Raw genomic sequence first — 17,736 nt, 5'->3', positions numbered from 1 at the left:
AGTCCGCCAGCATAGGGGCATTCGCCACGGACAGCGGATTGCGCTTTATTTTTTCGTCTTCGGAGGCACCTTTCGCGTGGCTAGCTTACTCGTTTTATCCTGCATCTGGCCTCTTCGGTGCGTGGTCTCAACGAGTTTCCTGAACGTCGGACACTCCATATGCGATGGCGCAGAACAGTCGGCGACGTGCCGCAGCGTGTCGCGCAATATCGTCAACTCATGGATTTGCCGATCGATGTCGTCGGCCTTCTGATGCAGCGCGATGCGGGGCAAATCCGGCATCCCATCCTTGTTAAACATGCCAGCGATTTCTTGCAGTGAGAACCCCGCCGCTTTCCCCATCGTAATCAGCCTGAGTTGCAGCAGCACGTCGGCAGGAAACTGCCGCCGGAGCCCATTCCGGGACACCGAAGCAATCAGCCCAATCTCCTCGTAATAACGCAGCGCGGAAGGCTTGATCCCACTCTTCTCTGCGATTTCACCTATATCCAGAAATTTCATGCTTGACCTCAAGTCGACTTTAATTCGTAGCATGCTCTGGAACCCACATTCTGACAAGGATAAAAAATGACAATTAACCAACCGGACGAACCAGAACAGGCTAAATCGGGAATCACCATCACGCTAGCACTCGCAATACTGTCAGCCTCGCTGGGGACAAGTATTGCCAATATTGCCCTTCCGACGCTGACAGCGGTATTTTCAGCGCCCTTCGCGCAGGTGCAAGCCGTGGTGATCGCCTATCTTGCAGCCATGGCACTTTCAGTTGTGATCGCGGGTCGCCTTGGCGATCGCTATGGGCTGAAGCCCGTGTTCATCACTGGTCTTGGGCTCTTCGCCATCGCTTCGCTACTATGCGCCATTGCCCCCCAACTGTGGCAACTTATCGCGGCAAGAGCATTTCAGGGGATCGGCGCGGCCTTCCTGATGACACTCGGCATGGCACTGCTGAGGCAAACAGCCGGTGAGAAGCATGTCGGGCGAGCAATGGGGATAGTGGGAACAGTATCCGCACTCGGTACCGCGCTTGGCCCTTCTGTCGGAGGGTTTCTTCTTGCGATAGCAGGATGGCGTAGCCTGTTCTGGGTACAAATCCCGCTGGTCACGATCGTTCTGTTCATGGCCTTTACTCTACTGCCAGCTACGCCGGTGAAGGAAAAAGCGTCGCTCTCAGGGGGATTGTCGGTGCGGAACACCACGCTGTTGTCGAATCTCACGATCAATGCGGCCGTCACCGCCGTTATTATGACAACGTTAATCGTCGGCCCCTACTATCTTGGCCTGGGTCTTGGACTGAAGGAAACGCTGGTAGGACTGGTGATGGCCATTGGCCCTGCCGTTGCGACCTTTAGCGGGATTCCATCAGGGCGACTGGTTGATACCTGGGGGTTTAGACGGGCTCTCACCGCCGGGCTCTCTCTCGTGGTTACTGGCACCTTTATGCTGGCGATCCTGCCCAATCTGCTCGGCGTCACGGGATACATTCTTGCCATTATTGTCCTGACGCCGGGCTACCAGCTCTTTCAGGCGGCCAACAACACCGCCACCCTTGCCGAGATTCCCGGGAACCAGCGCGGTACCGTTTCTGGCCTGCTCAACCTGTCGCGCAATATTGGGTTGATCGCCGGTGCCTCAATCATGGGGCAGGTTTTCGCTTTAGGGGTCGGAACGGAAGACTTTACCCATGCTGCACCCGCTTCCCTCGCGAATGGCATGCAGCTCACCTTCTTTCTGGCTGGCGCTATGGTGCTTGTCGCCATCGCATTTACCCGACGACCAAAGTGGAAACAGGCCACCCGATAACGGACCAGACATGTACCTTTTGAATTCGGGGCGACGACGCCCCTTTCCCGCTATAAATCACCAATGATTTATGAGCGTCATTCATAACGTCTATCCAGTCGCGCACGATTATCACGGGGCGTAATCCCGGTAAGATAATCCAAAGAATATAAAACCAAACGGACAGATATGACTCAAATTCAGACGCGTTCAGAAAAAACGTCAGGGCTATTTTTTATTGCCATTCTCAGTGCACTGATGGCGTTTACCTCTTTATCGACAGACATTTATTTACCGGCTATGCCCATCATGGCGAAGGATTTACAGGGGAATGCAGAGTTAACCATCACCGGCTTTTTAATCGGCTTTTGCACCGCGCAGCTGATTTGGGGCCCATTAAGCGATCACCTGGGCCGCCGAATACCGCTGTTTATTGGTATGGTCCTGTTTATCATCGGCTCTGTCGGCTGCGCCCTGTCTACGGATATGTCGCAGATCGTTTTTTGGCGTGTCTTTCAGGCGCTGGGGGCATGTACTGGACCGATGCTGGCCCGAGCGATGATTCGCGACCTCTTTAGCCGTACTCGCGCAGCGCAAATGCTCTCAACACTCATGATCGTGATGGCGATTGCGCCCATCGCTGGGCCGCTACTCGGCGGGCAATTGATCAAAGTAACGTCATGGCATGCCATTTTTTGGCTGCTGGCGGTGATTGGCATCGCTATGCTGATTTCATTACGCTGGTTACCCGAAACGCTTCCCGCAGACAGGCGAGTGAAAGCGTCGTTGCCCAGCGCCTTTCGCAACTATTACGCGCTGCTGACGAACGCGAACTTCATGCGTTTCACCTTATGCCTGACGTTCTATTATGTTGCCGCCTACGCCTTTATTACCGGTTCGGCCTTTGTCTACATCACCTACTTCGGTATCGATCCACAGCATTACGGCTGGCTATTTGCGCTGAATATCGTCGGCGTGATGGGCATGAGCGTGGTAAACCGTCGTCTGGTTCAGCGCTACTCGCTAGAAAGACTGCTTAAATTTGCCGTGCTGATCGCAACCGTCGCATCGTTCGTTCTGGCTATCGGCACGAAACTGCATATCGGAGGAATAATTCTGATTGTGGTCTCGGTGTTCGTGTTCTTTTCGATGAACGGCATCATCGCCGCAACGTCAACAGCCGCCGCACTTGATGCGGTGCCAAACATGGCCGGTTCTGCGTCGGCATTAATAGGATCGCTACAGTACGGCAGTGGCATTATCTCCTCCTTGCTGCTTGCGCTACTGAGCGATGGGACGCCGTGGACCATGGCGTGGATCATCGCCTTGTTTACCGCAGCCAGCGCGGTAATCGCACTCACCACACCAGCCACGAAAACAGCCAGTTAGCGAGTAATACATTAAACTTGTCCATCATCGGAACGATAAGGAACCTGAGGCCATGACTGACGAACATGATTCCACTCGAAGGATGCTGATTACCGCATTGGCAGGATTAACGCTGGCGAACGTCGCTCTGCCATCCACCGCTGCCGACGCCAGAAATAAGCCCATCAATAGCCGAATTTTGGTCGCGTACTTTTCCAGAAGCGGTAATACGCGGGTCATCGCGGGCGTAATTCATCGCAGCCTGAAAGCCGATCTTTTTGAAATTGAGCCTGCGAATCCCTACCCAGAGGATTATTTTCAGACCGTGGCGCAGGCAAAAGACGAACGTGACCGCGAAATAAGACCACCATTAAAAAATAACGTCGCCAATATCGAACGCTATCAGACGATTTATTTAGGTTTCCCCATTTGGGGGACAACCGTTCCTCCTATCGTGCAAACCTTTCTTCGTTCACATAACCTGACAGGAAAAAGACTCATTCCTTTCATTACCCACGGGGGATACGGCCTCGGCAACAGTGAGGATATTCTTGCCGCCCTGACGCCAGGGAACCGATGGAGAAAGCCACTCGTCATTGAATGCGATCAGGAAAGAAAGACAACAGAAACAGTCACCCACTGGTTAGACACGATCCAAACCGGCTGATTTAAAGGAGGGCAGCACACCGTCCTCATCTTATTGATAACGCATGGTTTCAATGAGCTTCACAAACGCGGAGGTATGCTGTTTACGGCTGGGATAATAAAGAAAATAGCCGGGAAAAGGTTCACACCACTCTTCCAGAACCTTAATTAATTTGCCTTCAGCCACAGCGTGTTCAATCGAATCCTCTGGAACGATAGATAATCCCAAACCGGATATTGCCGCATTCACCCGTGAAACAAGATTATTAAAAGTCAGTTGCCCTTCGACTCTGACCCGGATTTGCTGTTCTCCTTTAGCAAATTCCCAGGCATATAATCCCCCCATCGTCGGCAAACGCATATTAATGCAATTGTGCTGATGCAAATCATGTGGCGTTTCGGGAATCCCTTTTTTTGCTAAATAATCTGGCGATCCCACCACACACATACGCCAGTCAGGCCCGATTCTTACCGCAACCATATCTCTGGCAAGATGCTCGCCGAGCCGAACACCCGCATCAAAACGACCACTGACAATATCGGTCATCCCATTATTGATATTCAGTTCGATGTGAATATCGGGATAATCATGGGCAAATTTTTCCAGCAATGGCCAAACGGTGGAGTGAAGCGCATGTTCGCCCAAGGTGATCCGAATATTGCCTTTGATATCATCACTTTTATCTGCAAGCGCGGCTAAATGCTCCTCGATTTCTTGCAAACGGGGGCTGATGCCGTTGATTAATGACTCGCAGGCTTCAGTGGGAGCAACACTACGCGTAGTACGTGTTAATAATCGCACACCTAACCTTTCTTCCAACCCTTTAATCGCATGGCTAAGCGCTGACTGAGAAACACCCAGCTTTGCTGCGGCTCGCGTAAAGCTTTGTTCCTCAGCAACAACAATTAAATAGTAAAGATCGGTGAAATTATCCTTAAGCATTCTTTAACCACCACAAGATTCTTGATTATCAGGATTATTTAATCTAATCCTACCATACACCGCGAAGATTCAGTCGATATGCTCGTCATACTTCAAGTTGCCAGCGCGGAGTTGGTCAAATTTATTCCCACCGAATTTACCCCTCTCTTACTGCCAACCTGAAACTCGAATTATTTAGCGCCTAAATTACAGATATAAAATATAACCCAAAAGCCATTCTCAGCAGAGAACAATATCGCTAGCTATCCTTAGCTCTATCGAAAATAAAAATATTATTAATAAAAAATCATGCTGCATTAAAAAATAGATAATTCAATCGGAATAGAGATTAATGAATCACACACATAACGCTATGCTGTTTTCCCCAACTAATCAGTAGTCTTCCTGACTGTTATAGTTCGCTCATCAGGATATGCACCATTCCAGTATTTAATTATCGAGAAGAATATATGACGCCCACACCTCTTACTATCCTTGTGGTCGGCGCAACCGGCAGTATCGGCAGGCATGTGGTCGACGTCGCGCTGGAGCAAGGAAACCGCATTATTGGCCTCTGTCGTCGCGCAGCTAAGGCCGCACGACTTCCAGCAGGGGCCAATACGATCCTGGCCGACGTGACTAAACCGGAAACCTTACAAGGAGCAATACCGTCAATCGATGCCGTCGTTTTTACTCTCGGTTCCGATGGTTTAGGGAAAAACGGGGCAATGACTATTGATTATGGTGGCGTCTACCATGTGCTGATGGCATTACGCAGCCAAAAAATACGCATCGCGCTGATGACATCAATAGGCGTAACGGATCGTACGGGAAGCTACAACCAGCGCACCGAAGCCCATGACTGGAAACGCCGTTCAGAACGTCTCGTCCGCGCCAGCGGTCATCCTTACACTATCGTCCGCCCCGGCTGGTTTGATTACCATTCGCCAGACCAGCATCACATCACTCTGCTACAGGGCGACCAGCGGCATACCGGAACACCAGATGATGGCGTCATTTCACGCCGTCAAATTGCGGAGATTTTAGTCGCTAGCCTGACGGATAATGCCGCCATCAACAAAACGTTTGAACTGGTTGCAGAAAGAGGGAGTGCGCAGGCAAATCTAACGCCGCTATTCGCTGCGCTGGCAGCAGATCGGGCAGAGAAAAATGACGGTATATTTGATATCGACAATATGGCAGAAGCGCTAGAGCCAGCGCATCTTAAAGAGGCTCTACGCCGCGTCGCTACCGTTTGATGCCTTTTTAAGGGGCAGATATACGCCCCTTTTATCAGACCGTTATCATGATTCAGACATAGAAAGCAGGCCATCATCCAGTCGATGACCCTGAATAGGGATGCGAGAAAATAGTTCATCCATGGCGAATAAATCTGCTGCGCTCAACGTCAGAGCGAGAGACTGAAGGTTGTCGTCGATATATTCCACTTTATCCATTCCTGGAATAGGAACAATCCAGGGCTTTTGCGCCAACAGCCAGGCTAACGCAATCTGAACCGGGGTTGCCTGTTTCTTCGCGGCGATATCACGCAGCATATCGACAAACGGCATATTGGCCTTGATAGCATCGGGAGTAAATCGCGGGAAATTTGCTCGCAAATCAGTCGCACTGTCGAAGGTGGTCGTCGCATCGATCGTCCCCGTCAGGAATCCCGTCCCCAGCGGCCCCCACGGAACAAATCCAATGCCTAATTCTTCACATACTGGCAAAACTTCCGTTTCGGGCTCGCGTGTCCACAATGAATATTGGTTCTGCACGGCCGTAACAGGATGAATAGCGTGTGCCCGGCGAATCGTCTCAGCTCCCGCTTCAGATAAGCCGTAGTGGCGAATTTTACCCTCCTGAATCAGATCGTTCAGCGTACCAGCCACCTCCTCAATCGGGGTATTCGGATCCACACGGTGCTGATAAAACAAGTCGATGTAATCGGTTTTCAGACTCTTCAGCGATGCTTCCACTACCGTACGGATATTTTCCGGGCGGCTATCTACCCCAGTTATCACACCATTTTCCAGCCTGAAGCCAAATTTGGTCGCGATAATTACCTTGTCACGATATGGCTGGAGCGCTTTCCCCACTAATCGTTCATTACTATAAGGTCCATAGGCTTCTGCCGTATCAAAAAACGTAATCCCCCGATCGACAGCCGCATGGATCACATTCATGCCCGTTGCATCATCGACCGAACGCCCCGTGCCAAAACTTAAATTCATCGCGCCCATACCAAGAGCAGACACTTCTAACCCACTACGACCTAATTGACGATACTTCATATTTATTCCTTAACACGATGTATTAAGCATAGGTGACGATAACGCCGTCATAAAAAATTGGCGTTACAATCAGATAATTAAATCAGAAAAGAAAAAAGAGAGATAAAACGCAAGTAATATAGGGAAATTCAATATATTTCCATTGGCAAATATACTGTTAATTAATTCCCACCGATATTCATTTCCTCTGGCGATCGCGCTAATACCACTCTGAACCCAATACTGATCCCCGATAATCTTCTGAATATGGTTTTCTCCATGCACTGTGCCAACCATCAGCCGTGCTGTGCCAGCTTCCTCCGCGAACTACGCGGGAACTACCGTGGTCTGGCCCCTGTGGATCAATGACCGAGCTCTGCGAATAATAGTCGTTGCTATAATAATCACTGACCCATTCCCAAACATTGCCATAAATATCGTACACGTCCCATTGATTCGGTTTTTTAGTACCAACAGGGTGCGTTCCGCCTGATACAAAATTTTCGCCATTCCAGGCATAGCCATTTAATAATATGGCATCGTTCCCAAAGAAATAACGACTGGTGGTTCCCGCTCTGGCGACATATTCCCATTCGGCCTCTGTCGGTAAGCGATAAAAATGGGTTCCCTCACGTTGATTTAATTTCGCAATAAATTCCATCGCGTCTTGCCAGGAAACGGTAGCCGGGTGATTGGGGTGAGTAATACGCGCCGCCATACCCGGAAGACCATAATAGGGATTCGAGCGATCGCGATCAAAAGACGCCTCTCCCATAACCGCCAGCCAGTCCGCTTGCGTTACTTCGAATTGGCCGATCAGAAAAGCACGAGAAATGGTTACTTTATGCTGAGGCTTCTCGCGACTGTCGGCCTCCGACTCTGTCGACCCCATCAAGTAGCAGCCTGTAGGAATCGCAAGAAAACGCATGCCAAGTGAATTGGTGTACGTTTTTCCTGTAGTCGCGCGCGCCCCTGTATCTAAACGGCTTCCATCTGAAAGCCCGGTTTGTGCTGCCGACTGAGAGGCGGGTAAACCCAAACTAAACAGCGTCATCAACGATATAGCTGCTTTCCTTTTCATCATCATCCCCAATAGACGTTCACTGACCAATCAGGGGTAGATTTTATCCCCTCATCGTGACTCACCGCGCGTTCAGCTCTTGGCTGACGCAAGCTCACCGAACCAATAAGATGCCGTTACGCCGCCATCCATCAGGAAATCGCTGCCGGTGATAAAGGTTCCTTCTGGCCCCATCAGTAACGCCGCAAGCGCGCCAACTTCATCAGGATTACCGCCACGACCAACAGGCGAATTTGCCAGCATATTGCGATAGCCCTCACCTCGCGGCCCGTTCAGTTCATCATTCGCCAGCGGTGTGAAAATAATCCCTGGGCTAATAGTGTTAACTCTGGCGCCGCGTTTTCCCCACTTAACCGCTTCGGCCATCACCCTCAGCGCATTCCCGCGTTTGGACAACTGGTAAGCGTGCAATGTGTCAGTAATCCGTTCAGGCTGTAACATGGGCAGGCTCAGGAGTTCTTCCGTTGGCGTTGTCGCCAGAGCAGCGTTTTGCTCGACCGTTAATGGCGCCAGCCGGTGACCTGACTGTGATGCGATGACAACTGCAGCGCCCCCTTGAGAAATTATCTGACCAAATTCTTCGAGAACTAATGCTGTTCCATACAGATCCACAGTCAGAATCATTTCCGCCGTAGCCTGCGAAGGGGAAACACCCGCGGAGAGAATAACGCCCATTACGTTTCCCATTGATACGGCTTTCTCCGCCAAAGCATGAACGGATTCACGGTGCGCCACATTAACAACGGTGGTTTCGACATCAAAACCGGCGTCACGTAACACTTTGGCGGCGGCATCCGCATTTTCCTGATGCAGGTCAGCCATAAGTACGCGCTTGCTCTGACTGACACGCCGCGCGATAGCCTGACCAATTGATCCCGCTCCAATAACGACATTGATCTCTTTCATATTTCTTCCTCAGGCAAAAATTACACCGTATCCATCAGGTCTTAAGCGACCTAACGATCGCGACAGCGTGCTGTCACGGAGAGCTGAAATATCATAGAGGGTTTAGTACACGAGATAATCGGGTAAAATCAGCATGACTTTATGAGCAGGGATCATGAATTACATACAAGTAGTACGCGACATAGCTCATGCACATTAGCGATCCTGTTGTACAAACGGGAAATGGATACCATGGGGTTGAATAGGCGCTTACCGCCTATTCTGACGGCTAATGTTGACGAGAGGCGAGCGTTGCAAGCTCAGATAATGCGGTGGTTGCCTCGTCTAAGCGCTCAGGGACGAGTTTGTAGAACACCCAGTTTTTGATGCGTTTCGATGTGACAATCCCGGCTTTCGAAAGATATTGAAGATGGCCGGTGACCGTCGGCTGACTCAGGCCGATCTTCTCAGTGATAAACCCTACACACACCCCGTCCTTAACCAGATCGCCATCCTGCTGTTCTGGGAAATGTGCCCGAGGATCGGCCAACCACGCCAGAATGATGAGCCGTTGTTCATTGCCGAGCGCCCGTAATAGATCGGCCGTTGTCGTTGCTTGCTTGTTCATATAGCCAAATACCTATATAGTCATTTCCATATACAGCTGATAGAGAAATACTATGACAGACCACTATCAAAGGGCAACCGACTCTGTAACGTTGAAGGATATTTACGCCGCCTCTCAGCAGATCAAAGCAACAATACGCAGAACACCGCTAGACCACTCGCAGGAATTATCCGCTCTTGTGGGTGCAGAAATTCGACTCAAAATGGAAAACCTCCAGCAGACCGGTAGCTTCAAACTACGGGGGGCGGCAAACGTTCTTGCCAATCTGGATGCAGAACAGCGCCGCATTGGCGTCATCGCCCCAACGGCAGGAAACCACGGGTTAGGGCTCGCCTATGCCGGGCAGGTCGCGGGCATCCCCGTAACCATCTTTTTGCCACGCGCGGCAGATCCAATGAAAGTCGCAGCCATGAAAGGCTGTGGTGCACGTATTACGTTCTTTGATGACATCGAAGACGCGAGGCAGGCGGCTATCGCAACTGCGCAGCAGTCAGGTGCCACCTTCGTTTCGGCCTACGACAACCCACAGATGATTGCGGGTGGCGGTACCGTCGGTCTTGAGATTATGGAAGACTGGATGGATGCGGAGATCATCCTGGTGAATATCGGCGGCGGCGGGCTGGTCTCAGGGATTGCGACAGCAGCCAAGGCAATCAACCCCGCTATCGAAGTGTGGGGCATACAGAGCGAAGCCAGCCCGACGTTTGCCCGCTGGAAAGAGGCCGGTGAAACACTTCCCGTCGATCTGGCTCCCTCCATCGCCGAGGGCGTCAGCGGCTACATAGAGCCCAGTGCAATGACCTGGCCGCTGGTTCGTGACCGTGTCGATCGCGTACTCACGGTATCAGAAGCTGAAATCAAAGCCGCGATGCGATCAATGCTCGAACTTCACCGACATGTTGTCGAACCTTCTGGGGTGCCTGCCGTCGCGGGAGCCATTCGCTATGCGAAAGAGATTGGCGGACGCAAAACCGTCTGCGTCGTCACCGGCAGGAACATTTCGGGGTCACGCTACCTCACGTTGCTTAATGAGGCGACAGCCGACGTAAACCGGTAGAACAAGCGCCTCTTTGCTGGGTAACCTGCGGGAGGCGTTACAGCATAAACTCGTAATGCGAGCCGTCCGGTAGTTCAACATCCCGTTTCTTGCAAGCCATATGTAGACTGGAGAGAGCCATTGATTAAGCGTCAAATGGCCGTTCAAGCATTGTTTTGTCTGGCCTGACGGCGAGAGCGGCAAATTTCGGCATGGTTCTTATCAGCCCACTGAATCAACAACTGCATGGGTTGCAAAAAGGAGTGCCCTAATGGCGTCAGCGTGTATTCCACGCGCGGGGGAACTTCCGCATAGATCGTCCGATGTATGAACCCATCAGCTTCGAGTCGTTTTAGCGTGCGTGACAGCATCTGACGCGAAATATCGTCAATATGACGATGTAATTCATTAAAACGCAGCGTCTGTTGCGCCAGCGCTTCCAGTATTAACAAACTCCACCGATCGCCGATGCGATCCAGCACATCGCGGATCGGACAAGGATGGTCAAACGCAGAATCGTCGAGGTCTTCCGCTGGCGATGTTTTTTGGCTAACCGCGTCATTGGTGAGGATGTCATTAGTCATTGTTGTGTGACCTGGTTGCATACCGGTGACTTCTTGTGGAGAGAAAGTCGGGAATGTACCATCCAGATTCTCTATAGTCTATTTTTGTTACTTAGTCCCAAAACAAGAAAATAAGGAATTCACATGTCACATATCGCACTCATTGGCGCTTCTGGCGATGCCGGTTCACGCATTCTTAAAGAATTATCGGACCGTGGGCATACGGTCACCGCCATCGCACGCTCGCCAGAAAAAATTGCTTCACTGCCGAACGTTACCGCCAAGCAGGGTGACGCACTGGACAAAGAGGCTCTCGTCGCATTATTCAAAGGACATGACGTCGTGGTCAGTGCCGTTAAATTTGGTTCGTCCGATCCGGCTACCCTGATTGCAGCCGTTAAAGCCGCAGGCGTAAAACGCTATCTGGTCGTCGGCGGCGCGGGAAGCCTTGAAATTGCACCCGGCCAGCGCCTGATCGATCAGCCAAACTTCCCTGATGCTTATCGTCCTGAGGCCTCTCGCGGCGCAGCCTTCCTCGACTTGTTAAAACAGGAAAACGATCTTGATTGGTCGTTCCTCTCACCGTCCGCCGAATTTGTTCCGGGTCAACGCACAGGCACCTTCCGCCTCGGCAAAGACACGCTGCTGAGTCACGATAAAGGCAGCAGCATCTCCTTCGAAGACTATGCCGTTGCGCTGGTTGATGAAATTGAAAACCCGGCACACACTCGTCAGCGCTTTACCGTCGGCTATTAAGCCTTGACGGCGATCCGTACATTGATTTCTGCCCTCAGCAATGTGCGGATCTCGCGTTATACCCTAAATAAGTAGAGATAGAACGGAACGGTATCAGCGAACTGCGTGAGTTTGTTATGGTGTTGACTTAACTCGCTCTCTTTTCATGTATAAGGAGATTTTGAATGGCTACGTCCCCAACCTATGTGCCGCCAAAAGTCTGGCAGCCCGCCTCTTCTGGTGGTGCTTTCGCCAATATTAACCGCCCGATAGCTGGCCCAACGCACGAAAAAGCGCTGCCCGTTGGTAAGCATCCGCTTCAGCTTTACTCGTTGGCAACGCCAAATGGCGTGAAAGTGACAATCATGCTGGAAGAGCTGCTGGCGCTAGGCCATTCGGGAGCAGAGTACGATGCCTGGCTGATAAAGATAGGTGATGGAGATCAGTTCTCCAGCGGGTTTGTCGACGTCAACCCGAACTCCAAGATCCCCGCCTTACTTGACCAAAGCGGCGAAAAACCGGTTCGCGTGTTCGAGTCCGGTTCTATTCTGGTGTATCTGGCCGAGAAATTTGGTGCGCTGCTGCCGAACGACCTCGCCACGCGCACCGAAACCTTGAACTGGCTCTTCTGGCAGATGGGTTCCGCCCCTTACGTTGGCGGTGGGTTCGGGCACTTCTACGCCTACGCACCGGAAAAATTTGAATACCCGATCAACCGCTTCACGATGGAAACCAAGCGCCAGTTGGATGTGCTCAACCGTCGACTGGCAGAGAGCCGTTATCTGGCGGGTGACAGCTACACGATTGCCGATATCGCCGTCTGGCCGTGGTACGGCGGGCTGGTACAAAACGTGCTCTACTCCGCCGGAGAGTTCCTATCCGTACACGACTATACGCATGTGATTCGTTGGGCTGACGAGATTGCCGCTCGCCCGGCAGTGATTCGCGGTCGCAAGGTCAACCGGACCTGGGGCGATGAGTCTGAGCAGGTCGCCGAGCGCCATCAGGCCTCTGATTTGGATTAATCTTCTGCCGGCTGCCGAACAATACTAGCAACGTTCAACGACTAAAAAATCGGCCTCTGCCCTCTCCCGTCAAGGAGGAAGCAAAGGCCGAATGTGATAATACACACGCTTGACTAATTAGCGGCGTACTTTCACTTTATTCAGCACCGTCTGAATCGCCGTCGACAGTTCATTGATCTCGAATTTCGCAACGTAAGCATCTGCGCCAACATTGCGTACGTGATCTTCGTTCGCGCTACCAGACAGTGAAGAGTGGATCACCACCGGGATATTCTTCAGGAACTCTTCACGCTTGATGTTTCTTGTCAGCGTAAAGCCGTCCATTTCCGGCATTTCCAAATCGGTCAGAACAAGTGAGATCTTATCCGAGATAGGTCGGCCTTCTGACTGTGCTTCTTGCGCAATTTGTCGAATCTTGTTCCAGGCATCCTGTCCGGTGATGTGCATACTAAACGGAATGCCCATCTGGGTTAGCCCCTGCTCAAGCAGCGAACGAGCGACTTTGGAATCTTCCGCCACAATCGCAATCGCACCTGGCGTATAGGGGTAGATTTTCTCTTCTGCGTTCTTGAGTTTGGTTTCACGTTCGCCGGGAATGATATCAAACAGAATCTGTTCAACATCCAGCACCAGCGCCAGACGGTTGCTGTCTTTGTCGTTATCAAGACGCGCAATACTTGTGATATAGGAGCTGCTCACGCCCGCTTCAGCGGCCAGAACCTGACTCCATTCCAGACGAACGATATCGTCTACTGATTCCACGGCGAATGCCTGCGTACTACGTGCATATTCCGTGATAAGGAGAATGTTCAGGCCAGTTTCCGATGAGCTGCCGACCACGGCAGGCAGATCGATAACGGGAATGATTTGTCCACGAATGTTGACCATACCCAGCATCGGCGATTTCATGCCAGCCGCTTTGGTCAGCGTAGGCATCGGCACAATTTCACGCAGTTTAAACACGTTGATGCCAAACAGCTCCGATTTGCCACCTTCAGGTGATTTGCCCAGCTGGAATAATAAGAGTTCAAATTTATTAGCAGAGGTGAGGTTTGTTCTCTCATCGATTTCTTTTTGAAAATTATCCATGCTTTCCTCAGTGCGAGTCATTGTCATTATAGGTGTACCGTAACAAGGCAACATTCGAGATGTGAGCAAACAGGAACCAACATCCGACCGCTCCACTGTACGTGATAGTCGTGTTCTTCAATCTTATCCAGTGTCAAACGTAAAATATTTTTAAGTGTGTCAACCTCATCATCCAACGATGGCAATCATCGGACCAGTAGACGGATATCAGCCCTCTTCAATATAACAGTCGGCTAGCATCCTTAAGGTGCAGATAACATTTCCTGAACCATTAATATCGGCAGAATTTGCCAACACCTTATCCCAAATCGTGACAGAAATGTTGCCTGAGAAGAAAACCTCACACCTCTCTTGACACGGCAACCAGAAAAAACCAAAAAACACCGTACGGTTTAGTTTTAAAGAAGGTACACATGCCGAGATTAACGCATAGCGACAGTGAAGGTGCTCTAGCACCTAAACGGCTGGGTCGATAACCTGCCGCTGGATGCCGGATCGCCAAGGCAACTGCCTTACGCCGCCGCTCCGGCCATAAACATGCTGACCGCATCCCCGACGATTTCGCAGATGCGTTCCAGACTCATTGGCTGCAAATGACGGTGGAATATGCGGTCTTCAATTTCTGCCGTCAGCAGCGCCAAAAACTGCCACGCTATCGCCGCAGCCATCAGTTCAGAAAGCTTATCGACGTTCTCTTTCGGGCCTGATTCATAAAACAGCGAGCCAATATCGGAATGTCCGGCCTCTGCCACCACCATCCGATAAATCGCCATCGCGCTGCTATCGTTGGTCAACACGTACAGAATGCGTTCGCCGAAGCGCGTCAGTTGCACATCCAGCGTTTCGGATGTCAGCGTGTCCGTCATCAACCCCGCGGTCGCCTCGGACAGATGCATGGTCGCATGTTCACGAACGACAGCCGTAAATAGCTCGTCTTTGGTTGAAAAATAGCCATACAGTGTCGCCTTGGAACCGCCGACCCGCTTCGCCAGCTCATTCATGGTGGCGCGTTCATAGCCCATTTCCTGAAAAAGCTGCGCCGCCGTTTTAACAATGGCCTCACGACGAGCCTTAGTTCGGACTTCCCCCCCTGCCAGCCGCCGCTGACGAGCAAAACAGGATTCAATATAGCAATATTATCAAAACATTAGCCTCACCGCCGCCTCTTTACACAAAGCAACATGGCAGCCTGTAACAACAGGAGAAGGACGAGAAAGGTATGGGGATGAACAGCAAAAGGCTACGGGGTTGATAAGCGAAAACGGATTATTTACTATCCAGCTCCGAATAACGGAATATCCCTAAATCATTCGAATTGCAGGACAACACGTTGTCGTTTTGCACAACGCTAAGCGTTGACCCGTAGGGCAACGCAGTGAATCCTCAGGCGCTTACACTAGTAAATGACTGGGGTGAGCGAGGACAAATCGGCTTAGCTGATTTGAACGCCGCTTGCGACGGCTTTTTAGGACGAGGCTCAAAGATGAGCCGAGTATTGCCAACGCATATACAATTTGAAGTATGACGGGAGAACTGCTTTTAGGGCGCGTGGTTTGATACCACACACCCTAAATACAGCAAACTGAACAGGAACAAAATTATGGGTAATTCCCTGGGTTGGCAAATCAATTTGTAACAATTTTTTAAAAATTATTTTCTTAATTTTTTTTATAAATTGTCCTATTCATGAAAAAATTATAAGTGATATCATGGGGTAACAGTAGTTAGACTTAGGTATAGGTCAGCACTATACTTTTATGACGTCATCTATATCATGGGTACTTTCTCGCTTTTTATTGAGGCCGTTACATGTCTGTATTTTGCTCTGACAATGAAATTATCAATAACACGATAAAAAGCTATCTCGGCCGAAAATTAAAGCAGTATGGCGACCTGAAATACGCCTATATGATCATGAACAAGAAGAACCCGTCTCAGGTTGTGATCATCTCGAATTACCCACAGGAATGGGTTAATACCTATAAAGAAAATAACTATCAGCATATCGATCCGGTTATTTTGACGGCAATAAATAAAGTCTCGCCGTTCTCCTGGGAAGACAACATCGTTATTAACTCTAAGCTGAAGTTCTCCAAGATTTTTAATCTGTCAAAAGAGTACGATATTGTTAATGGCTACACCTTTGTCTTGCATGATAATAATAATAATCTTGCGGCGTTATCGATTATGTTTGAAGAACACGCGCCAACGGATATGGAAAACATTGTTGAGGAAAATAAAGACAAACTGCAAATGCTGCTCATTGCCGTTCATGAGAAAATCACCACGCTTTACAAAGAGATGGCGCAAAGCCCGCAGAGCAGAAAACAAGGTGACAAAGAGATTTTCTCCCAGCGCGAAAACGAAATTCTGTACTGGGCCAGCATGGGAAAAACCTACCCGGAAATTGCGCTGATTCTGGATATCAAAATCAGCACCGTGAAATTCCATATTGGTAATGTGGTAAAAAAATTGGGCGTGCTGAATGCCAAACACGCCATCAGACTGGGCGTAGAATTACAGCTCATCAAGCCTGAGCCTTTATAATCGTCATCACGTCTATTTCACTTTAGTGAGATAGACTGCTGTGCTTTCCATAACGCGCAATAGCGGCCTTCGACAACCAGAATTCGATGTGCCCCACAATTGTCGATAGCCGATGCGCGATAACAATGACCGTCCTGTCCTGAACCAGCCTGTCAATCGCCCGCTGTACGGCTAGCGCACTTTCGGTACCCAACGCCGCCGTCGGTTCGTCCAGATTGCGCCTCACACACCTGCCGGAGACCTGTCATGAAACGTAACACGATCCTGATCTTCACGATTTCTGCCATCATTTTACTCGCAGCAGCCACAACAATATGGTGGAAGGTTGGTCGGGGAAACAGCAATGCGCTGTGGGAGATCGTCAGCGAACAGTGCGTGCCCAACCAACAGCGCAACGGTAAACCCGCCCCCTGTCTGGAAGTCAATCTGGCGAATGGCTATGTGCTTTTTGACGACAGAAACGGTCCCTATCACGATCTGCTACTCCCAATCGATAAAATCAGCGGCATCGAGAGTCCAACGCTGTTGCAGCAAGGCACGCCCAATTTATTCGAACAGGCATGGGCGAACCGCAGCCATCTATCGCGCGAAGCCGGTAAGCCGATCAGAGATGATTATCTCTCGCTGGCGATTAACTCACGCTATGGCCGTACACAAAACCAGCTGCATATCCACATTGCCTGCCTGCGCCCGGAGATTTATCAAACGTTGAACCAGCAGTTCCCAACGCTCTCTGCCGACTGGAAAACGCTGCCGGTAAAAATTAACGGGCACGTCTATCTGGCAAAAACGCTCGCGGTGAACGAACTGGCGCAAAGCGATCCGTTCAAAACGCTCGATCGCTACGCACAGCAGCAGAATGAATCTATCGGCAAATACGGCCTTGCGATGGTCTCCATGCCGACGGGCGAAAAGGTGCTGCTCGCCAGCAGTTTGGACGTGTTCAATATGAGTCTCGGATCTGTGGAAGAAATTCAGGATTTTTCCTGTGCGCTGGCGAAATAGCCACTGACCGCGCCAGACAGCGGCCTAAAGGTCGATATACCCTAAAGAATTCAAGTTTCAGGAAGGCGGCAAGTGAGGGAGTCCCGATGAGCTTACTCAAGTAAGTGATTCGGGTGACTGACAAATCTGCCAGAGGCAGGTTTGAACGCTGC

18 protein-coding genes and 1 pseudogene are annotated in these 17,736 nt (G+C 50.6%); 9 read left to right on the top strand and 10 right to left on the bottom strand.

The genetic code is table 11. The features are described 5' to 3' along the window. Positions 1 to 45 precede the first annotated feature (45 nt). Positions 46 to 501 (bottom strand): helix-turn-helix domain-containing protein, encoded by a 456-nt coding sequence (locus EO763_RS08095; protein WP_161528638.1) that lies wholly within the window; start codon positions 499 to 501, stop codon positions 46 to 48. Between the two features lie 66 nt (positions 502 to 567). On the opposite strand from EO763_RS08095, the gene EO763_RS08090 reads away from it, so the two are divergent. The 3 genes from EO763_RS08090 to EO763_RS08080 all read left to right on the top strand — a co-directional run bounded on the left by EO763_RS08090 (position 568) and on the right by EO763_RS08080 (position 3,817). Next, complete coding sequence (locus tag EO763_RS08090; protein WP_161528637.1) at positions 568 to 1,803, top strand: MFS transporter; 1,236 nt, start codon at positions 568 to 570, stop codon at positions 1,801 to 1,803. A 168-nt stretch (positions 1,804 to 1,971) separates the two neighbouring features. Next, positions 1,972 to 3,171: a multidrug effflux MFS transporter gene (locus EO763_RS08085; RefSeq protein WP_161528636.1), complete on the top strand. Its 1,200-nt coding sequence runs from the start codon at positions 1,972 to 1,974 to the stop codon at positions 3,169 to 3,171. A gap of 52 nt (positions 3,172 to 3,223) precedes the next feature. Next, entirely contained in the window at positions 3,224 to 3,817 is a 594-nt protein-coding gene (locus EO763_RS08080) for a flavodoxin (RefSeq protein WP_161528635.1), read from the top strand. A 30-nt stretch (positions 3,818 to 3,847) separates the two neighbouring features. Here the strand turns inward: EO763_RS08080 and EO763_RS08075 are convergent, their stop codons facing one another. Continuing rightward, positions 3,848 to 4,738 carry a LysR family transcriptional regulator gene (locus EO763_RS08075; protein ID WP_161528634.1) on the bottom strand — a complete coding sequence of 297 codons (891 nt, stop codon included), beginning with the start codon at positions 4,736 to 4,738 and terminating at the stop codon, positions 3,848 to 3,850. 449 nt (positions 4,739 to 5,187) lie between these two features. Here EO763_RS08075 and EO763_RS08070 point away from each other — a divergent pair, with 449 nt between their 5' ends. After that, a complete protein-coding gene (locus EO763_RS08070; protein WP_161528633.1) occupies positions 5,188 to 5,976 on the top strand; it encodes an SDR family oxidoreductase in 789 nt (262 codons plus the stop codon). Positions 5,977 to 6,021: 45 nt separating this feature from the next. On the opposite strand, the gene EO763_RS08065 is transcribed toward EO763_RS08070, so the two are convergent. The 4 genes from EO763_RS08065 to EO763_RS08050 form a co-directional block, all read right to left on the bottom strand. Next, positions 6,022 to 7,011, bottom strand: a complete 990-nt coding sequence (locus EO763_RS08065) for an aldo/keto reductase (protein ID WP_161528632.1) — start codon at positions 7,009 to 7,011, stop codon at positions 6,022 to 6,024. Positions 7,012 to 7,210: 199 nt separating this feature from the next. Beyond that, positions 7,211 to 8,077, bottom strand: a complete 867-nt coding sequence (locus EO763_RS08060; protein ID WP_161528631.1) for a formylglycine-generating enzyme family protein — start codon at positions 8,075 to 8,077, stop codon at positions 7,211 to 7,213. A gap of 66 nt (positions 8,078 to 8,143) precedes the next feature. Continuing rightward, positions 8,144 to 8,977, bottom strand: a complete 834-nt coding sequence (locus EO763_RS08055) for an SDR family oxidoreductase (protein ID WP_116362670.1) — start codon at positions 8,975 to 8,977, stop codon at positions 8,144 to 8,146. A gap of 268 nt (positions 8,978 to 9,245) precedes the next feature. Then, positions 9,246 to 9,584: an ArsR/SmtB family transcription factor gene (locus EO763_RS08050; RefSeq protein WP_161528630.1), complete on the bottom strand. Its 339-nt coding sequence runs from the start codon at positions 9,582 to 9,584 to the stop codon at positions 9,246 to 9,248. Between the two features lie 52 nt (positions 9,585 to 9,636). Here EO763_RS08050 and EO763_RS08045 point away from each other — a divergent pair, with 52 nt between their 5' ends. After that, entirely contained in the window at positions 9,637 to 10,641 is a 1,005-nt protein-coding gene (locus EO763_RS08045) for a threonine ammonia-lyase (RefSeq protein WP_161528629.1), read from the top strand. Positions 10,642 to 10,784: 143 nt separating this feature from the next. Here the strand turns inward: EO763_RS08045 and EO763_RS08040 are convergent, their stop codons facing one another. Continuing rightward, complete coding sequence (locus EO763_RS08040) at positions 10,785 to 11,225, bottom strand: winged helix-turn-helix transcriptional regulator (protein WP_161528628.1); 441 nt, start codon at positions 11,223 to 11,225, stop codon at positions 10,785 to 10,787. Between the two features lie 102 nt (positions 11,226 to 11,327). Between EO763_RS08040 and EO763_RS08035 the strand changes: the two genes are divergently transcribed. Beyond that, positions 11,328 to 11,939 carry an NAD(P)-dependent oxidoreductase gene (locus tag EO763_RS08035; RefSeq protein ID WP_161528627.1) on the top strand — a complete coding sequence of 204 codons (612 nt, stop codon included), beginning with the start codon at positions 11,328 to 11,330 and terminating at the stop codon, positions 11,937 to 11,939. Positions 11,940 to 12,103: 164 nt separating this feature from the next. Beyond that, positions 12,104 to 12,943, top strand: coding sequence for a glutathione-dependent disulfide-bond oxidoreductase (gene yghU, locus EO763_RS08030; protein WP_161528626.1), 840 nt, complete (start codon positions 12,104 to 12,106; stop codon positions 12,941 to 12,943). Positions 12,944 to 13,060: 117 nt separating this feature from the next. On the opposite strand, the gene EO763_RS08025 is transcribed toward yghU, so the two are convergent. Then, complete coding sequence (locus EO763_RS08025; RefSeq protein WP_103862019.1) at positions 13,061 to 14,032, bottom strand: chemotaxis protein; 972 nt, start codon at positions 14,030 to 14,032, stop codon at positions 13,061 to 13,063. A gap of 512 nt (positions 14,033 to 14,544) precedes the next feature. Next, positions 14,545 to 15,054 (bottom strand): TetR/AcrR family transcriptional regulator, encoded by a 510-nt coding sequence (locus tag EO763_RS08020; protein WP_280117256.1) that lies wholly within the window; start codon positions 15,052 to 15,054, stop codon positions 14,545 to 14,547. A 787-nt stretch (positions 15,055 to 15,841) separates the two neighbouring features. Here EO763_RS08020 and EO763_RS08015 point away from each other — a divergent pair. Beyond that, positions 15,842 to 16,579, top strand: coding sequence for a helix-turn-helix transcriptional regulator (locus tag EO763_RS08015; RefSeq protein ID WP_161528625.1), 738 nt, complete (start codon positions 15,842 to 15,844; stop codon positions 16,577 to 16,579). 17 nt (positions 16,580 to 16,596) lie between these two features. Here EO763_RS08015 and EO763_RS08010 read toward each other — a convergent pair. Further along, positions 16,597 to 16,793 (bottom strand): annotated as a pseudogene (locus EO763_RS08010) (ABC transporter ATP-binding protein/permease); the annotation flags it as partial. A 32-nt stretch (positions 16,794 to 16,825) separates the two neighbouring features. Here EO763_RS08010 and EO763_RS08005 point away from each other — a divergent pair. Then, a complete protein-coding gene (locus tag EO763_RS08005; RefSeq protein WP_161528624.1) occupies positions 16,826 to 17,584 on the top strand; it encodes a CDP-diacylglycerol diphosphatase in 759 nt (252 codons plus the stop codon). The last annotated feature ends 152 nt before the right edge of the window (positions 17,585 to 17,736 follow it).

The organism is Pectobacterium odoriferum (assembly GCF_009931295.1).
GTDB lineage: Bacteria > Pseudomonadota > Gammaproteobacteria > Enterobacterales > Enterobacteriaceae > Pectobacterium > Pectobacterium odoriferum.
This window is presented reverse-complemented; position numbering and strand designations above follow the sequence as displayed.